Origin of the sequence: Microbacterium sp. NPDC019599 (genome assembly GCF_040632175.1) — a bacterium.
In the GTDB taxonomy this organism is placed as follows: Bacteria; Actinomycetota; Actinomycetes; order Actinomycetales; family Microbacteriaceae; genus Microbacterium.
Genome location: NZ_JBEYBL010000001.1, coordinates 411,903 through 427,768, shown reverse-complemented (window position 1 = coordinate 427,768; position 15,866 = coordinate 411,903). Strand labels below are relative to the sequence as shown.

Genomic DNA, 15,866 nt, shown 5'->3' with positions numbered 1-15,866 from the left:
TGGGGGAACGCCGTCCTGCGTGAACGGAGTCGGCAGATGAGCAGACCATCGGTTTTCGAGCGCGCGCTCATCGGCGCCTATACGCGGGTCAACCGCCGGACGCCGTGGCACAAGCTGCCGTTCCTGTTCGGCCTGTTCAACCTCATCGCGCTGCGCGATCAGCTCCGGGCGGAGAACCTCACCGACACCCGGACACCCGGCGACGGGGGCAGGACCCCGGGAGTGACGCTGGCGACCGCCGGGGACGCGGAGCGGCGATTCCGGACTGCCGACGGCTCATACAACGACCTGAGCGATCCCGATATGGGCAAGGCGAGCACCCGCTTCGCGCGGAACGTGCCGCTCGCCAAGGCGTTCCCGGCCGAGCTGCCCGACCTCATGGAGCCGAACCCTCGCGAGGTCAGCCAGCGCCTCATGCGCCGCGAGGGCTTCACCCCCGCCACGAGCCTCAACCTCCTCGCCGCGTCCTGGATCCAGTTCCAGACCCACGACTGGTTCGCCCACGGCCGCGAGGCCGATGCGCACATCGAGATCCCGCTGCCGGACGGGGACGGCTGGTTCGAGAACCCCATGCGGATTCCGCAGACCAAGCGGGACTCGACGCGCGTCGACGGCGACAAGGACCTGCCGCCGACCTACATCAACAGCCAGTCGCACTGGTGGGACGCCTCCGCGATCTACGGCAGCAACGCGGCCAAGCGCGAATCGGTCCGCAGCCACATCGACGGCAAGCTCGTGCTCAAGGACGGCCTTCTGCCGCTCGACCCGGCCTCCGGCGTCGCCCTCACCGGCTTCAACGAGAACTGGTGGGTCGGACTCGGGATGCTCCACACGCTGTTCACCCTCGAGCACAACGCCATCTGCGACCGGCTGAAGCAGGACTACCCGCATCTGACCGACGACGAGCTGTTCGGCACGGCCCAGCTCATCAACTCGGCGCTCATCGCCAAGATCCACACGGTGGAGTGGACGCCCGCGATCATCGCCCATCCCGTCCTCAAGGTCGCCATGCGGGCGAACTGGTGGGGACTTGCGGGCGAGAAGCTGCACCGTCGGTTCGGACGCCTCAGCAAGAGCGACGTCATCAGCGGCATCCCGGGATCCGCACACGACCACCACGGCGCGCCGTACCAGCTGACCGAGGAGTTCTCGGCGGTGTACCGGCTGCACCCGCTCCTGCCCGAGCAGCTGGACGTGCGCTCGCTCGAGGACAACACACTCCTGGACACGATGGACTTCAAGGAGATCATCCTCCTGAACGCCCAGCGCGTCCTGGAGGGACCGCAGGGCGTCGACGACCTCTGGTACTCGTTCGGGACGCAGCATCCCGGCGCCATCCAGCTGCACAACTTCCCGCGCTGGATGCAGGATCTCACGCTCCCGGACGGCATGCGCCTCGACCTCGCGGCGCTGGACATCACACGCGACCGCGAGCGGGGCGTGCCGCGCTACAACGAGTTCCGCCGGCAGCTGCACCTCAAGCCCGCCGCGACTTTCGAGGAGCTCACCGACAACCCCGAGTGGGCGAAGGAGCTGCGCGAGATCTACGGCGACGTGGAGAAGGTGGACCTGCAGGTCGGGATGCACGCCGAGACCCCGCCCGCCGGCTTCGGCTTCAGCGACACGGCCTTCCGCGTGTTCATCCTGATGGCCAGCCGGCGCCTGAAGAGCGACCGCTTCATCACGGAGTGCTACACGGAGGAGTACTACACGAAGACGGGTCTGCAGTGGATCGCCGACAGCACGATGATCACGGTCCTGCTGCGCCACTTCCCTCAGCTCGGCAAGTCCCTGGAGGGCGTCCCGAACGCCTTCGTCCCGTGGAACGTCGTCGCCGGCGACGGCGGGAGCACCACCAGCACCGCGTCCGCCGCGGCATCCGCCGCCGGACAGCACGAGTGACGCGCAGACGCGTCGGACAAGGAACGTCATGACGACGACGCAAGAGGACCGCGAGGCGCGGTTCGATCTGATCCGCACCTACTGGGATGTGCTCATGGCCGCCGACATGGTGGCCTTCCGCAAGCTTCTCGCGCCCGGGGCGGTCATCCACTACCCGGGGCAGAACCACATGTCGGGGGACTACAAGACGACCGATGACATCGTGGGGCTGTACACGCAGCTGACGCAGTTCATCAAGGACGGCGTGTTCGTCGGCGAGGTCCTCGACATCACGGCCGGCGAGATCTTCACGACCGTCATCCTCAAGTACGAGATCCGGATGCCGATCAAGACGCTGCAGGGGCGCGCGACGGGCATCTTCATCCTCGACGAGAACCACCTGATCAAGGAGTACTGGCTCCACGAGTGGAACCAGCAGATGATCAACTGGGTCTTCCGCTCGTCGCGCTGGTTCGGGTGGACGATGAAGCTGTTCCCCAAGAAGAACAAGACGAAGAAGTGATGATGGCCAAGCCCACCCGGAAGCAGAAGCCCCTCCCACCCGGCCGGTTCGGGCTCCCGTGGCTCGGCGAGACCTTCTCGATCATCCGCAACAACCACGGGTTCTACAAGGACCGGCTCGCGAAGTACGGGCCCATCTTCAAGACGCGACTGTTCGGCAACAGCTTCGTCGTGTTCTCGGGGCACGAGGCCTTCCACACGTTCGCCACGGATACGCGGATCGTGCGCGGCGACGCCGACCCGATCTCGGCCGAGCAGATCTTCATGAACTCCCTCGCACTCATCGACGGCGTCGAGCACCACTCCCGCAAGGCGGTCATGCTGCGGGCGGTCGGATTCCGGTCCGCGATCGCGTCCTACCTCCCGACCATGCAGTCCCTGCTCGAGCGCACGATCGACCCCTGGCTGGAGAGCGGCTCGACGGCGAACATGCGCGCCGACCTGCAGCGCTTCGCGGCGCGGCTCACCGGCGCCCTGTACACGGGCGATCTGAGCGAGGAGCACGCGGCCGAGATGGACCGCCACCTCGCGAACATGCGCGACGCCTTCATGACGCTTCCCATCCCGATTCCCGGCACGACGTACGGCAAGGCGATCGCCGGGCGCAAGCGCATGGACGAGATCGTCGGTGAGGCGCTGGAGAAGCACCTGAAGGGCGGCTACGACGACATCGTGTCGCGGATGATCGCGGCGGCACAGGAATCCGATGTGCCCGTCGACAAACTGCGAGGCGACATCCGCCACCTCATCTTCGCGGGGCAGGGCGGCTACTTCGTGCCGCTCACGCTCGCGACGATGGTCTTGGGACAGCATCCCGAGATCATGGAGCGCGCCCGCGCCGAGGTGCTCGAGATCTCGCCCGATGGTCAGATCACGATGGACCAGATCGAGCGCATGGAGTACCTCGAGCAGATCTCGAAGGAGGTCCGCCGCTATTTCGCGATGAACTCGGCGACGTTCTTCGGGCGCGTGCAGGAGGACATGGAGGTCGGCGGGTATCGCATCCCCAAGGGGTGGGGCGCGATGGGGGGCATCCACATCAACATGCGCAACCCCGAGGTGTTCCCCGATCCCGACCGCTTCGATCCTGACCGCTTCCAGCCGATGCGGGAGGCGGCGCTCGCGCCGGGAAGCTACGTGCCGCACGGCGACGGGCAGAGTACGCACCACCGGTGCCCGGGCGAGAACATCGTGACGGTCGCCGTGAAGGTGTACCTCACGATCCTCCTGCGCAAGGCGGAGTGGTCGATCCCGGAACAGGACCTCACCCTGACCAACGAGCTGTTCCCCCTGCCCGCGAGCGGGCTGCGCGTGGACTTCCGACAGCATGTCCCCGTCGCAGGCTGAGACGCCGCAGAAGGCGCCGACGAGCGAGCGCGGCATCGCCAAGCTCATGCGACTGACCAAGCTGATGGTCTTCGGCGACCGGCAGCCGTACGCCCGCACGCCGGCCGACGTGGGACTCGCGTTCGAGGACGTGTCCTTCCCCGCGACCGACGGCGTCGAGATGCGGGGGTGGTTCGTGCCTGCGGCGGCGAATCCGGCTCCCGCGGTCGTGTTCGTGCACGGCTGGATCTGGAGCCGCGCAGGCAACGCCGCCGGCCGGGTGCCGTTCGTGGACCGCGATGTCGACTTCCTGCCGGCGACGCGGGCGCTGCACGACGCCGGGTTCCACGTGCTGCTGTTCGAGCTCGCCAACCACGGCGAGAGCGGCAAGCGGCCGCCGCTGACGATGGGACGCTGGGAGGCGCGCGACTTCAACGGCGCCATGGAGTACCTGCGTGCGAGGGAGGACGTCGACTCCGAGCGGATCGGCGCCCTGGGCACGTCGGCCGGGGCCAACACCGTGATGTACGCGATTCCGGACGGGCCTCCCGTGAAGGCGTTCCTCGCGGTCCAGCCGACGCGACTGCCTGTGTTCAACCGTCACTTCGCGCGGGACGTGCTCGGGCCGCTCGGCCCCGCCGCCGCCGCGAGCACCGACATGCTCTACTTCTTCCTGCGCGCGCCCCTGCCGAGCCGGCACGATCCGGCCACGGTCGCCCCGATGCTCGGAGACACGGTCGTGCAGTACGTGCAGGGCACGGGCGACCCGTGGGGCGAGATGGGGATCGTGGAGGACTTCTCCGCGCTCACTCCGCACTCGCTCGGGGTCATCAAATACCCCTCCGCGGGGCGCTACGAGGGCTATCAGTACGTCAGCAAGGAGGTCGACGACGTGGCGGCCTTCTTCACGGCGCACCTGTAGATCGAAGGGAAGGGCCGGGATGCAGCATCCCGGCCCCTTCTCATGCTCAGGGGTGCCAGAGCCCGTCGTGCGCCTTCTGCCGCGTGTACTGGCGCGGGTCGAAGAAGCGGTCGTAGTACTCGAGCTCGAGGTGCGAGAACTGCAGCCACATGCCGGGGGTGTAGAACGCGTCGACGTGCGCGGGGAAGCGGCCGTAGGTGTCCCAGATGTAGTTGCAGATGTCCTTCGTGTACGCGATCTCGTCGGGCCCGAACTTCGTGCCCTTCTCGAAGAAGGCGCGCGCGTCGTCCTTGTTGCGGTACGGGCTCGACCACACCGCCTCGTTGCCGTATGCGGGGCCCGACGCGCTGTACTTCGACTCCACGACGCGGTCGACGGCTTCGTCCATCGACGACACGTACGGGGGCGTGAGACCCTCGAGGATGCCGTCGATGCCGACCGGGTTCGCCTGCGACGCGGGCACGGGAGGCCACTTGCGGTGCTTCTTGGGCTCTTCCAGCCGGAACCCGAGGCCGTGCCAGCCCTTCGACTCGTCCTGCTGCCAGATGTAGGGCGGGAAGACTGCGCCGTGGATCCAGCCGCCGAGGCCCATCGCCTGGCCGAGCAGCATCAGGTTCTGGAAGTAGAAGAACGCCTCGTAGTCGGTGCGCAGCGCGTGGCCGAAGCCGAGCGGGGCCTGGCTGTCCTTGTTGACGTAGCCGCTGCGCACGCGGGAGAGCCCGCCGATGGGGTGGTACGGGATCTTCGGGCTGATGCCGAGGCCGCCGCCGATCTTGGCGAACCACTCGACGAAGCCCTTGGGGTGGAAGCTGCGCCAGTCGTCGAGGAACAGCGGCCGCATGCCGCCGGGCTCGGTCAGCAGGATGATGATCGCGTTGATGTACTGCCATGTGCAGTCCACGACCGGGAAGAAGAGCGTCGTACCCGGGGTGTTCGACGCCTGATTGTTCCAGCCCAGGTAGTACGGCCACTCGCGCGGGAAGTCGAGTCGCTTGTCCGAGATGCGGATGGTGCACTCCGCCGCGGCGGCGATCCAATCGGCCTCGGTCCAGTCGCCCCACTTGGGAGGCAGGTCCTTCAGCAGTTCGAGTGCCCGCGCTCCCTTCGGCGGCTTCAACAGGAAGATCCCGTCGTCGTTGATCATGAAGAAGTACGTAGCCTGCGCGTTGTCGGCGCTGCTGCCCGTGCGGGCGAGGATGTTGAGGAACGGGGTGCCCAGCTCGGGAAGGCCGTTCTTCTCGACGAGAGGGCCGTCGTGCGTCGTGATGCCCGTGATCCCCGTCACGCACGTGATGAGGATGGCCTCCTCGAGCTTGCTGAGCGGCGCGGGCGCGTTGTGGCTCTCGTGGCTGAGGGGGCCGGCGTCGACCGAGAATCCGCGCGGGATGCGGCGAGTGCGCCGGTCTGTCAGCGCCGACAGGAACGGGTAGCTCGCCAGGTCCGCCAGGGCCGGGTTCACGCCGGCGGAGGAGGCGCTCTGCGGCACGGAGTCGTCGATCGTGGTCATGCGTGCACTCCTGATCAGTTGTGTCGGTCGAGCTGGGCGGTGATGGTCGGATACACGTCGCGCGCGGCATCCTGCCCGATGAAGCAGTCCATGTGCGCGTAGCCCGCGATGATGTGGCGCGTGTACAGATCCGGTCCGTTGCGCTCGACCAGGAAGTCGTACGTGAGCTCGCTGCCCTCGGGGACGAAGAGGCGATTGTGCTCGCCATGGATGAAGGCGATCGGGACCTTCAGCCCCTCCACGTCGTCGAGGTAGTCGTGGTCGCCGTCCCAGCTCACGGCGTGATCGGCCCGCAGGATCTTCGTGATGTGCGTGAGCGTGCGGATGTTCGCGACGCCGAATGCTTCCTCGAGATGGTCGTGCGTGGCGTCGTTGAGCTTGTCGTGGTCGTAGACCTCGCCGTACATGAACATGACGCGGCGGCAGAACGGGCGGTCGCACGGCTCTTCGCCGGCCGGATAGATCGCGAGCGCCTTGTCGTAGAGCCGCTCGACCCACGAAGGATCGTCGTCGAACTCGGTCGTCAGCGTGTCGACGCCGAGGGCGTCGAGGATGTTCCCCGCGTAGATGCCGGCGCGCAGCTCGTTGAGCGTGCCGCCGCGCGGATGCAGCGTCACCTGGGAGGCGACCGCCGATCGGACGTTCTGAAGTCCGAGGCCCAGCGCCATGAGCATCGTGAGGGACCCGACGCAATGCGCCATGATCTGCACGGAGTCCGCGCCCGAGACCTCGCGCACCTTCTCCACCGCAGCGGGGTAGTCGTAGCGGGCGATGTCGTCGAGCGTGAACGGCGTCGAGGCCGACGGCAGCAGCGGGCTCGCCCGGTAGTCGAGCACCCACACGTCGTAGCCGTGCTCGTACAGGTACTCCGGGTAGTTCGTGTCGGTCGTGTCGATCGTGTAGGCGATCGACGAGGTCCCGAATCCCGGAGTCAGGATGACCGGGCCCTTCGTGCCGCCCTCGAACCGCGTCAGCTGCAGCCCGACGCCGTCCTCGGTCGTGAACCGGTAGACGGTCGGCTCGCCGCATCGCAGCGGCCGTCGCACCCGGTCCTCTGCGCTCGTCGCCTCGACCGTCGTGTCGCCATCGCCCATCTCGACCCCCGCCTGGATGCCGTGTGCCCTGCGTCGTCGAGGTCCGAGCCCCCTGATGCCCCGCCCGCGCGACGATTCAGCATATTGGGAACGATGGTCCCGCGTCACTGAAATCCGCACGACACGGCGGCGGTAGGATTGCGGGATGGGATTGGGCCGCTTGACGCACGCGACGGTCGTCGCGGTGACGGGCACGCGAACGCTTCAGGCCTGAGCGGGCGGGGCGCCGCGTGCGCCCGAAGCTGAGCAGCCTTCGAACCGAACCACTTCTTGGAGACCTCCCTTGACTGATGTCGCCCTCCCGTCGGACGTGTCTTTTCCCGCCGACGGCTTCGCCCTGTTCCCCGATCGATCCGTGATCGCCCTCCGCGTCAATGGAGAGCTCAAGGACCTCGCCACGGTCGTGACCGAGACGGATGCCGTCGAGCCGGTGACCATCGACAGCCCCGACGGTCTCGGCATCCTGCGCCACTCGACGGCGCACGTGCTCGCGCAGGCCGTCCAGCGCATCCGCCCGCAGGCCGACCTCGGCATCGGCCCGCCCATCACCGACGGCTTCTACTACGACTTCGGCGTCGACGAGCCCTTCACCCCGGAGGACCTCAAGGCGATCAAGAAGGAGATGGAGCGGATCGTCCGTGACAACCAGCGGTTCGTCCGGCGGGTCGTCAGCGACGACGAGGCGCGCGCGGAGCTCGCCGACGAGCCCTTCAAGCTCGAGCTCATCGGTCTGAAGGGCGGCGGCGCCGACAAGACGGAGGGCGCCTCCGTCGAGGTCGGCGCCGGCGAGCTCACGATCTACGACAACGTGGGTCGCGACGGGGAGGTCGTCTGGAAGGACCTCTGCCGCGGCCCGCACGTCCCCGGCACGCGCCTCGTCGGCAACGGCTGGGACCTCACCCGCATCGCCGGCGCCTACTGGCGGGGGAGCGAGAAGAACCCGCAGCTGCAACGTATCTACGGCACCGCGTGGCCCTCGAAGGACGAGCTGCGCGCGTACCAGGCGCGCCTGGAGGAGGCTGCCAAGCGCGACCACCGCAAGCTCGGCAAGGAGCTCGACCTCTTCTCCTTCCCGGACGAGATCGGCTCGGGGCTGTCGGTCTGGCACCCCAAGGGCGGTGTCGTCCGCGGCGAGATGGAGCAGCACGCGCGTCGGCGTCACATCGCGGGCGGCTACACCTACGTCTACACGCCGCACATCTCGAAGCAGGACCTCTTCCTGCAGTCGAACCACCTCGTGACGTACAAGGAGGGCATGTTCCCGCCCATCCACCTCGACGAGGAGCGCGACGAGCACGGCGAGATCACGAAGCACGGCCAGGACTACTACCTGAAGCCGATGAACTGCCCGATGCACATCCTCATCTACAAGGAGCGTGCGCGCAGCTACCGCGACCTGCCGATGCGCCTCGCCGAGAACGGGACGGTCTACCGCAACGAGCTCTCCGGCGCGCTGCACGGGCTCACCCGCGTGCGCGGCTTCACGCAGGACGACTCGCACCTGTTCGTCACGCCCGAGCAGCTGGAGGAGGAGGCGACGCGCGTCCTCGAGTTCGTCATCTCGATGCTCCGCGACTTCGGCCTCGACGACTTCGAGCTCGAGCTGTCGATGAAGGACGACGAGAAGGGCAAGTGGATCGGCTCGGAGGAGTTCTGGGAGTACTCGACGAACGCCCTGCGCAACGTCGCGGTCGCCAGTGGGCTCAAGCTCACGGAGGTGCCCGGCGAGGCGGCCTTCTACGGCCCCAAGATCGACCTCAAGACGCGTGACGCGATCGGGCGCACGTGGCAGCTGTCCACCGTCCAGGTCGACCCCAACCTGCCGGAGCGCTTCGAGCTCGAGTACACCGATCGCGACGGCCAGAAGAAGCGGCCGATCATGATCCACCGCGCCCTGTTCGGATCGATCGAGCGGTTCTTCGCGATCCTGCTCGAGCACTACGCGGGCGCGTTCCCGGTGTGGCTCTCGCCCGTCCAGGTGGTCGGCATCCCCGTCGCCGAGCAGTACGCCGAGTACCTGACCGACGTCGTCGCGCGCCTGCAGGCCGAGGGCGTGCGCGCCGAGGTCGACCGCAGCGACGAGCGCATGCAGAAGAAGATCCGCAACCACACGACCCACAAGGTGCCGCTCCTGCTCATCGCGGGCGAGCAGGACCGCTCGGCGGGCACGGTGTCGTTCCGGTTCCGCGACGGCACGCAGCGCAACGGCATCCCGATCGACGAGGCCGTCGCGCTCGTGCAGCGCGCGATCAGCACCCACGCCCTCGTAAACACGGCGGAGGACCTCGTTTGACCGACGCGGGCGTCCCCTCGGAGGGCGACGGCGACTCGCGGCTCATCGCCGCGAGCGTCCTCGCCGGCGTGCCCGACGAGTTCCAGCGGCTGTGGACCCCGCACCGGATGGCGTACATCCAGGCGGGGCCCGAGCCGCTTCGCGAGACGTGCCCGTTCTGCGCCGCGCCCGGGATGTCCGACAGCGACGCGCTCATCGTGCACCGGGGCGTGACGTCCTACGTCCTGCTGAACCTGTTCCCGTACAACTCGGGGCATCTGCTCGTGTGCCCGTACCGCCACATCGGGATGTACGACGAGGCCACCGACGAGGAGGTCGCCGAGATCGGGGCGCTCACGCAGCGGGCCATGCGCGTGCTGACCCGTGTCTCGCACTGCGACGGGTTCAACATCGGGATGAACCAGGGTCGGGTCGCCGGTGCCGGCGTCGACGCGCACCTTCACCAGCACGTCGTCCCGCGCTGGGCGACCGACGCGAACTTCTTCCCGATCATCGCGAAGACGAAGGCGCTCCCGCAGCTGCTCGGCGAGGTCCGGCAGACGGTCGCCGAGGCCTGGAACGACTGACGGCGCGGTCTCAGCGGACCTGACGCACCTCGAACTGCATCCGCGGGTGCGCGTAGGACTCCTGCGACTCCACGAGCTGCAGCTCGCGCTCGCCCGAGGCGTGCGTGCGCTCGAGCAGGTCGAAGACGCTCGACGTCGTGCGGGCCAGGGCGTCCGCAGCATCCCCCGTCCCGCGGAAGTGGGCCGTGAACAGGGCGGCCGTCACGTCGCCCGACCCGTTGGCCTTCATCGGGATGCGGGGCGTCTGCACGATCCAGGCGCCGTCGTCCGTGACGGCGAGCATCTCGATCGTCCCCTCCGCAGCGTCGGGTCGCTCGACGCTCGTGACGAGCACGGTCCGCGGGCCCATGTCGCGCGCGCGGTCGGCGGAGGCGAGCGTCGAGTCGAGGTCGGCCGGCTCCGTGCCGGTGAGGAACCCCAGCTCGAACTGGTTCGGCGTGATAATGTCGGCGTGCGGCACGACGCGCTCGCGGAGGAGGACGGGGATCGCCGGAGCCACGAAGCATCCCGACTTCGCGTTGCCCATGACGGGGTCGCAGGAGTAGACGGCAGCCGGGTTCGCGGCCTTGACCCGTGCGACGGCGTCGAGGATCACGTCGCCGATGCCCTCGCTGCCCTGGTAGCCGGAGAGGACGACGTCGATCTGGGGGAGCACCCCGCGCTCCTCGATGCCCGTGATGACGTCGGCGACGTCCGCCGGCGCGATGAGCGGCCCACGCCACGCGCCGTAGCCCGTGTGATTGGAGAAGTTCACGGTGTACACGGGCAGCACTTCGACCCCGATCCGCTGGAGCGGGAACACCGCGGCGGAGTTGCCGACGTGACCGTACGCGACGGCGGACTGGATCGAGAGGATCTTCACCGCTCGATCATCGCATTTCGCGCATGACTTCCCCCGCCGCGACGGCGGCGGCGATGTCGGACACGAGGCGGTCCGCGTCGTCGTCGTCGAGGTCGTGCACAGTCAGGCGCAGGTGCCACGCGGCGTCGTGATCGGCGAGCACGAAGTCGTCGCCGGGACGCGCGAGCCAGCCGCGCCGCATGAGCCGCTCCGTCACGGCGCGCGCCGAGACGGGCAGCCGCACCCAGAGGTTGAGCCCGTCTCCCGCGACGGCGGGAAGGCCGCTCTCGGTGAGCCGTCGCGCGAAGGCGGCGTTGCGATCGGCGTAGTGCGCGCCCGCGGCCTCGATCTCCGCGAGGGCGTCCTCGTCGGTCATGAGGGCGTGCGTGAGCCGTTGCAGCAGATGGCTCACCCAGGTCGTGCCGGGGGTCAGCCGCATCGCGAGCCGCTCCGCCGTGCGGGGGTCGGATGCTGTCACCGCGAGGCACATGTCGGGCCCCAGGAACTTCGACACCGAGCGCACGAGTGCCCAGCGGCGCTGGCCCGGGCCGATGAGCGAGTGGTGCGGGCGGTGCGAGAGCATCGCGAAGTGGTCGTCCTCGATGACGAGGACGTACGGGTGGTCGGCCAGGACGGCGCGAAGCTGCGCCGCGCGCTGCGCGCTGAGGCTCGCGCCGGTCGGGTTCTGCGCGCGCGGCGTGCAGACCACCGCGCGCACGCCGTCGGCGAGGGCGGCGCGCAGGCCGTCCACCGTCATCCCCTCGTCGTCGACCGGGATCGCGACGGGCCGGTACCCGCCGAGACGCACCGTGTGAATGCTCGCGAGGAAGCACGGGTCTTCCAGGCCCACGGCGTCATCGCGCGTCAGGGCCTGCCCGAGGAGCCGCTCGATCGCGTCGGATGCCCCGCTCGTGATCGTGAGGCGGAGGGGGAGCGAGGGATCCACCGCATCGCGCATCCACGCACCGGCCCACGCCTCGAGATCGCGGTCGATGACAGGCTCGCCGTAGAGCACGGGCCTGCCCACGACCCGCGCGAGCGCGGGGGAGGGGTCCGGGATGAGGTCCGGGTCCGGATTGCCGGTGCCGACGTCGCGCAGGATGCTGTCCGTCGCGTAACCCTCCTGCGCGACCGGAGTGCCGCCGGCGACGCGGGTGCCGCCGCGCCCGGCCGACACGACGACCCCCGCGCGGGCGAGCTGCCGATAGGCGGCCATGACCGTGTTGCGGTTGACGTGGAGGCGGTCGGCGAGCGCGCGCACGGGCGGCAGCGCGTCGCCCGGCGAGAGCGTCCCGCGATCGAGGAGGCGCCGCACGCTCTCGGCGATCTCGACCGCGGTCCCGCCTGCGATGTCGTCGTCCATGGGCCTCCCTCGGTCTGCGGGCCTCGTGCTGTGCCGTGATATCTTTTGGCCTAGGCCAATCCAGAGGAGTCTATCCATGTCTGCCCCCACCACCGGTTCCTCCCGCGTCAAGCGCGGCCTCGCCGAGATGCTGAAGGGCGGCGTCATCATGGACGTCGTCACGCCCGACCAGGCGAAGATCGCCGAGGATGCCGGCGCCGTCGCCGTCATGGCTCTGGAGCGCGTCCCCGCCGACATCCGTGCGCAGGGCGGCGTCTCGCGCATGAGCGACCCCGACATGATCGACGGCATCATCGCCGCCGTCTCGATCCCGGTCATGGCGAAGGCGCGCATCGGCCACTTCGTCGAGGCGCAGGTGCTCCAGGAGCTCGGCGTCGACTACATCGATGAGTCCGAGGTCCTCTCGCCCGCCGACTACGTCAACCACATCGACAAGTGGGGCTTCACGGTTCCCTTCGTCTGCGGCGCCACCAACCTCGGCGAGGCTCTGCGCCGCATCAACGAGGGCGCCGCGATGATCCGCTCCAAGGGCGAGGCCGGCACGGGCGACGTCTCCGAGGCGACGAAGCACATCCGCAAGATCACCGGCGAGATCAACCACCTGAAGTCCCTCACGAAGGACGAGCTCTACGTCGCGGCGAAGGACCTGCAGGCGCCCTACGAGCTCGTCGCGGAGGTCGCCGCGACCGGCAAGCTGCCCGTCGTGCTCTTCGTCGCGGGCGGCGTCGCGACGCCTGCCGACGCCGCGATGATGATGCAGATGGGCGCGGACGGCGTCTTCGTCGGCTCGGGCATCTTCAAGTCGGGCAACCCCGCCGAGCGCGCCGCCGCGATCGTCAAGGCGACGACGTTCTACGACGACCCCAAGGTCATCGCGGACGTGTCCCGCGGCCTCGGCGAGGCCATGGTCGGCATCAACGTCTCCGACCTCCCGGCTCCCCACCGCCTCGCCGAGCGTGGCTGGTGACGCCCTGAGCCGCTCGGCCCGCACGCCGCACGTCGGCATCCTCGCCCTGCAGGGCGATGTGCGCGAGCACGCGCACATGCTCCGCGGGCTCGGTGCGGAGGTCTCGCTCGTGCGACGCCCCACCGAGCTCGCGGCCGTCGACGGCCTCGTCATCCCCGGCGGCGAATCGAGCGTCATCGACAAGCTGTCGCGGGCGTTCGGGATGCAGCATCCCGTTCGCGACGCCATCGAGGCGGGCATGCCCGTCTACGGCACGTGCGCCGGGATGATCATGCTGGCCGATCGCCTCACGAACCCCATCGAGGGCCAGGAGACCTTCGGCGGGCTCGACGTCGAGGTGGCGCGCAACGCGTTCGGCAGCCAGGTGGACTCGTTCGAGACGGCGCTCGAGGTCGCCGGCTTCGAGGGCGGTCCCGTCCACGCGACGTTCATCCGCGCGCCCCTCGTGATCGAGGTGGGCGATCGCGCGACCGCGATCGCGACGCTCCCCGACGGCGGCGTCGTCGCGGTCGAGCAGGGGCCCCTCCTGGCGACGGCGTTCCACCCCGAGGTGTCCGGCGAGACGCGGTTCCACGAGCGGTTCCTCGACCTCGTGCGCGCCGCCGCGTGATGATCCTCGTCGCGTCGGGTTAGATTCTCAGGGTGTCGATCAACGAGTGGTGGCGCGACCTGCCTGAGGAGCGCTATTGGATGATCGCCCCCTCGAAGGGCATCGTCGGCGAGGCGCTCTCCGCGCCCAAGACGGCCGACGATCGCCGCTTCGAGTGGTCGCACGAGCTCGTCGGCTACACGGAGCCGGGCGACACGATCTTCGTGTGGGATCGGACCCTCCCCACGCCCGGGATCGGTGCGTGGGGACGGGTGCTGGGACCGCTCGGCGAGGAGCAGCGCGTGCGCAACGGCAGCTCGCTGCCGCACTGGCGGATGCCGGTGAGCGACACGCTGCGCCTCGCGACGCCCATCACGATCACGGCGCTGCGCCGCATCGGCTCGGACATCGTGTCCGTGCGGGACGACGTCGAGTCGCTGACGGACGGTCCCGTGTACTTCCCCTTCATCGGCTCGCCCGACACGCTCGTGCCCGCGCCGGGGTACCTCACGAAGATCCCGCGCGACCTCGTGGCGCTGCTGTCCTCGCGCTTCGGCTTCGAATTCGCGCTCTGACATGACCGCGTGGGTCGCGCTGCTGCGAGGCGTCAATGTCGGCGGCATCACGATCCGCAGCGCCGAGCTGGCCGGCCTGTTCCGCGAGCTCGGCTTCGACGAGGTCCGCACGGTGCTCGCGAGCGGAAACGTCGCCTTCGAAGCGGATGCCGCGATCGGCCGCCGCGACGAGCTGAAGATGCGGATCGAGAAGGCGCTCCGCGACCGCTTCGGCTACGACGCGTGGATCCTCCTCGTCACGGCCGACGAGCTCGCGGCGGCGATCGGGGGCTTCCCGTTCGACGCCGAGGACGATGCGCGCCAGCCGTGGGTGATCTTCTGCGTCGACGGCGCGACGCGCGACGAGCTCGCAGAGGCCGCGGCATCCCTGGATTCCTCGGTCGATCCCGTCCAGGCCGGCGCGGGCGTCGTGTACTGGAACCCCGTGAAGGGGACGACGACCGACACGCCCTTCGCGAAGCTGCTCGCGAAGAAGGCCTTCAAGCCCCGCACGACGAACCGGAACCTGCGGACGCTGCACAAGATCGCCGGCTGAGGCCTCCGGTCGCGAGCCTAGGATCGGGGGCATGGCGCGCGATCCGAACATCCCCGATGCCTTCGACGTCTACACGCTCGTCGTGCTGCGGCGGCCGGCCGATGCGCCGGAGTTCACCGAGGCGGAGCTGGACGCCCTCCAGGCGGAGCATCTCGCATATCGCGCCGACCTGCGCAGGCAGGGCGTCCTCGTCGTCAACGGCCCGTTCGACGCGCAGTCCGACGACACGTACCGCGGGATGTCGATCTTCGCGTGCGACCCGGCTCGCGCCGCCGAGCTGTCGGATGCCGATCCCTCGGTCATCGCGGGCCGGCTCGCCTACGACGTCATGGAGTGGTGGGTGGCAGCGGATTCGCTCGCCTTTCCGCGCGTCGAGGGACCGGTCGGCGACCGCCGCTCGATGCCGGACGACTGAGCCCCATCACCCCGCGTCGCGCGGTGTGAGCCGGATGACGGGGATCTCACGGTCCGTGATCCGCTCGTAGCGCGCGAAGCCCGGGGCGGCCGCCGTGACGCGCTTCCAGGCCGCCTCCCGCTCGGCACCGTGGAGCTGCTCTGGGACGACGGGGATCTGCCGGCCCGCGTAGTCGATGCGCACGCGGTCGGGGTGGGCGGCGATGTTGTAGTACCAGGCGGGATTGCGCGGGGCGCCGGCTGCCGAGGCGACGATGAGCTTCGTGCCGTCGGGCTCGGGGAAGCACCGGACCGGATTCATCCGCACTTCTCCCGTGCGCTTGCCGATCGTCACGAGAACGACCTGCTTGTCGCCGCGCACGCCCTTGCGGCGGATGCGATCGACCATCCAGCGATTGCCGCGCTGCTCGAGGCGGCTGCGGCCGGGCTGCCGTGCGCCGCGCGTTCCATTCGGCGTGTCGAATGCCATGG

Annotated in this window: 16 protein-coding genes; 11 read left to right on the top strand and 5 right to left on the bottom strand. The window is 69.1% G+C overall.

All coding sequences use genetic code 11. From position 1 onward, the window contains the following. The first annotated feature begins 36 nt into the window (after positions 1 to 36). The 4 genes from ABZ477_RS01980 to ABZ477_RS01965 are packed head-to-tail and all read left to right on the top strand — an operon-like array spanning position 37 to position 4,651. Positions 37 to 1,902 carry a peroxidase family protein gene (locus ABZ477_RS01980; RefSeq protein ID WP_360127044.1) on the top strand — a complete coding sequence of 622 codons (1,866 nt, stop codon included), beginning with the start codon at positions 37 to 39 and terminating at the stop codon, positions 1,900 to 1,902. A 28-nt stretch (positions 1,903 to 1,930) separates the two neighbouring features. Continuing rightward, positions 1,931 to 2,404, top strand: coding sequence for a nuclear transport factor 2 family protein (locus tag ABZ477_RS01975; RefSeq protein WP_360127042.1), 474 nt, complete (start codon positions 1,931 to 1,933; stop codon positions 2,402 to 2,404). Positions 2,405 to 2,406: 2 nt separating this feature from the next. Then, a complete protein-coding gene (locus ABZ477_RS01970; protein WP_360127039.1) occupies positions 2,407 to 3,750 on the top strand; it encodes a cytochrome P450 in 1,344 nt (447 codons plus the stop codon). Continuing rightward, positions 3,731 to 4,651, top strand: coding sequence for an alpha/beta fold hydrolase (locus tag ABZ477_RS01965; RefSeq protein ID WP_360127036.1), 921 nt, complete (start codon positions 3,731 to 3,733; stop codon positions 4,649 to 4,651). The genes ABZ477_RS01970 and ABZ477_RS01965 overlap by 20 nt, the downstream gene beginning before the upstream one ends. A gap of 46 nt (positions 4,652 to 4,697) precedes the next feature. On the opposite strand, the gene ABZ477_RS01960 is transcribed toward ABZ477_RS01965, so the two are convergent. Together ABZ477_RS01960 and ABZ477_RS01955 are read right to left on the bottom strand one after the other, a co-directional pair. After that, positions 4,698 to 6,158 carry a hypothetical protein gene (locus ABZ477_RS01960; protein WP_360127034.1) on the bottom strand — a complete coding sequence of 487 codons (1,461 nt, stop codon included), beginning with the start codon at positions 6,156 to 6,158 and terminating at the stop codon, positions 4,698 to 4,700. A gap of 14 nt (positions 6,159 to 6,172) precedes the next feature. Next, entirely contained in the window at positions 6,173 to 7,252 is a 1,080-nt protein-coding gene (locus ABZ477_RS01955) for an alpha/beta fold hydrolase (RefSeq protein WP_360127031.1), read from the bottom strand. Positions 7,253 to 7,535: 283 nt separating this feature from the next. Between ABZ477_RS01955 and thrS the strand changes: the two genes are divergently transcribed. Beyond that, positions 7,536 to 9,545, top strand: a complete 2,010-nt coding sequence (gene thrS, locus ABZ477_RS01950) for a threonine--tRNA ligase (protein WP_360127028.1) — start codon at positions 7,536 to 7,538, stop codon at positions 9,543 to 9,545. Continuing rightward, positions 9,542 to 10,111, top strand: coding sequence for an HIT domain-containing protein (locus tag ABZ477_RS01945; RefSeq protein ID WP_360127025.1), 570 nt, complete (start codon positions 9,542 to 9,544; stop codon positions 10,109 to 10,111). The genes thrS and ABZ477_RS01945 overlap by 4 nt, the downstream gene beginning before the upstream one ends. Before the next feature lie 10 nt (positions 10,112 to 10,121). Here ABZ477_RS01945 and pdxY read toward each other — a convergent pair whose 3' ends face one another. Both pdxY and ABZ477_RS01935 read right to left on the bottom strand, forming a co-directional pair. Then, complete coding sequence (gene pdxY / locus ABZ477_RS01940) at positions 10,122 to 10,973, bottom strand: pyridoxal kinase PdxY (protein ID WP_360127022.1); 852 nt, start codon at positions 10,971 to 10,973, stop codon at positions 10,122 to 10,124. Between the two features lie 7 nt (positions 10,974 to 10,980). Next, the gene (locus ABZ477_RS01935; RefSeq protein ID WP_360127019.1) at positions 10,981 to 12,315 is read right to left on the bottom strand and encodes an aminotransferase class I/II-fold pyridoxal phosphate-dependent enzyme; all 1,335 of its coding nucleotides are present in this window, start codon (positions 12,313 to 12,315) and stop codon (positions 10,981 to 10,983) included. 76 nt (positions 12,316 to 12,391) lie between these two features. Between ABZ477_RS01935 and pdxS the strand changes: the two genes are divergently transcribed. The 5 genes from pdxS to ABZ477_RS01910 are packed head-to-tail and all read left to right on the top strand — an operon-like array spanning position 12,392 to position 15,396. Beyond that, entirely contained in the window at positions 12,392 to 13,282 is an 891-nt protein-coding gene (gene pdxS / locus ABZ477_RS01930; RefSeq protein WP_360127016.1) for a pyridoxal 5'-phosphate synthase lyase subunit PdxS, read from the top strand. Then, complete coding sequence (pdxT, locus tag ABZ477_RS01925) at positions 13,272 to 13,892, top strand: pyridoxal 5'-phosphate synthase glutaminase subunit PdxT (RefSeq protein ID WP_360127013.1); 621 nt, start codon at positions 13,272 to 13,274, stop codon at positions 13,890 to 13,892. Before pdxS ends, pdxT begins: the two co-directional genes overlap by 11 nt. Positions 13,893 to 13,924: 32 nt before the next feature. Beyond that, entirely contained in the window at positions 13,925 to 14,446 is a 522-nt protein-coding gene (locus ABZ477_RS01920; protein ID WP_360127010.1) for a hypothetical protein, read from the top strand. A 1-nt stretch (position 14,447) separates the two neighbouring features. Then, positions 14,448 to 14,981: a DUF1697 domain-containing protein gene (locus tag ABZ477_RS01915; RefSeq protein ID WP_360127007.1), complete on the top strand. Its 534-nt coding sequence runs from the start codon at positions 14,448 to 14,450 to the stop codon at positions 14,979 to 14,981. A gap of 31 nt (positions 14,982 to 15,012) precedes the next feature. After that, positions 15,013 to 15,396, top strand: coding sequence for a YciI family protein (locus ABZ477_RS01910; protein ID WP_360127004.1), 384 nt, complete (start codon positions 15,013 to 15,015; stop codon positions 15,394 to 15,396). A 6-nt stretch (positions 15,397 to 15,402) separates the two neighbouring features. On the opposite strand, the gene ABZ477_RS01905 is transcribed toward ABZ477_RS01910, so the two are convergent. Continuing rightward, positions 15,403 to 15,864, bottom strand: a complete 462-nt coding sequence (locus ABZ477_RS01905) for a nitroreductase/quinone reductase family protein (RefSeq protein ID WP_360127001.1) — start codon at positions 15,862 to 15,864, stop codon at positions 15,403 to 15,405. Between the last annotated feature and the right edge of the window lie 2 nt (positions 15,865 to 15,866).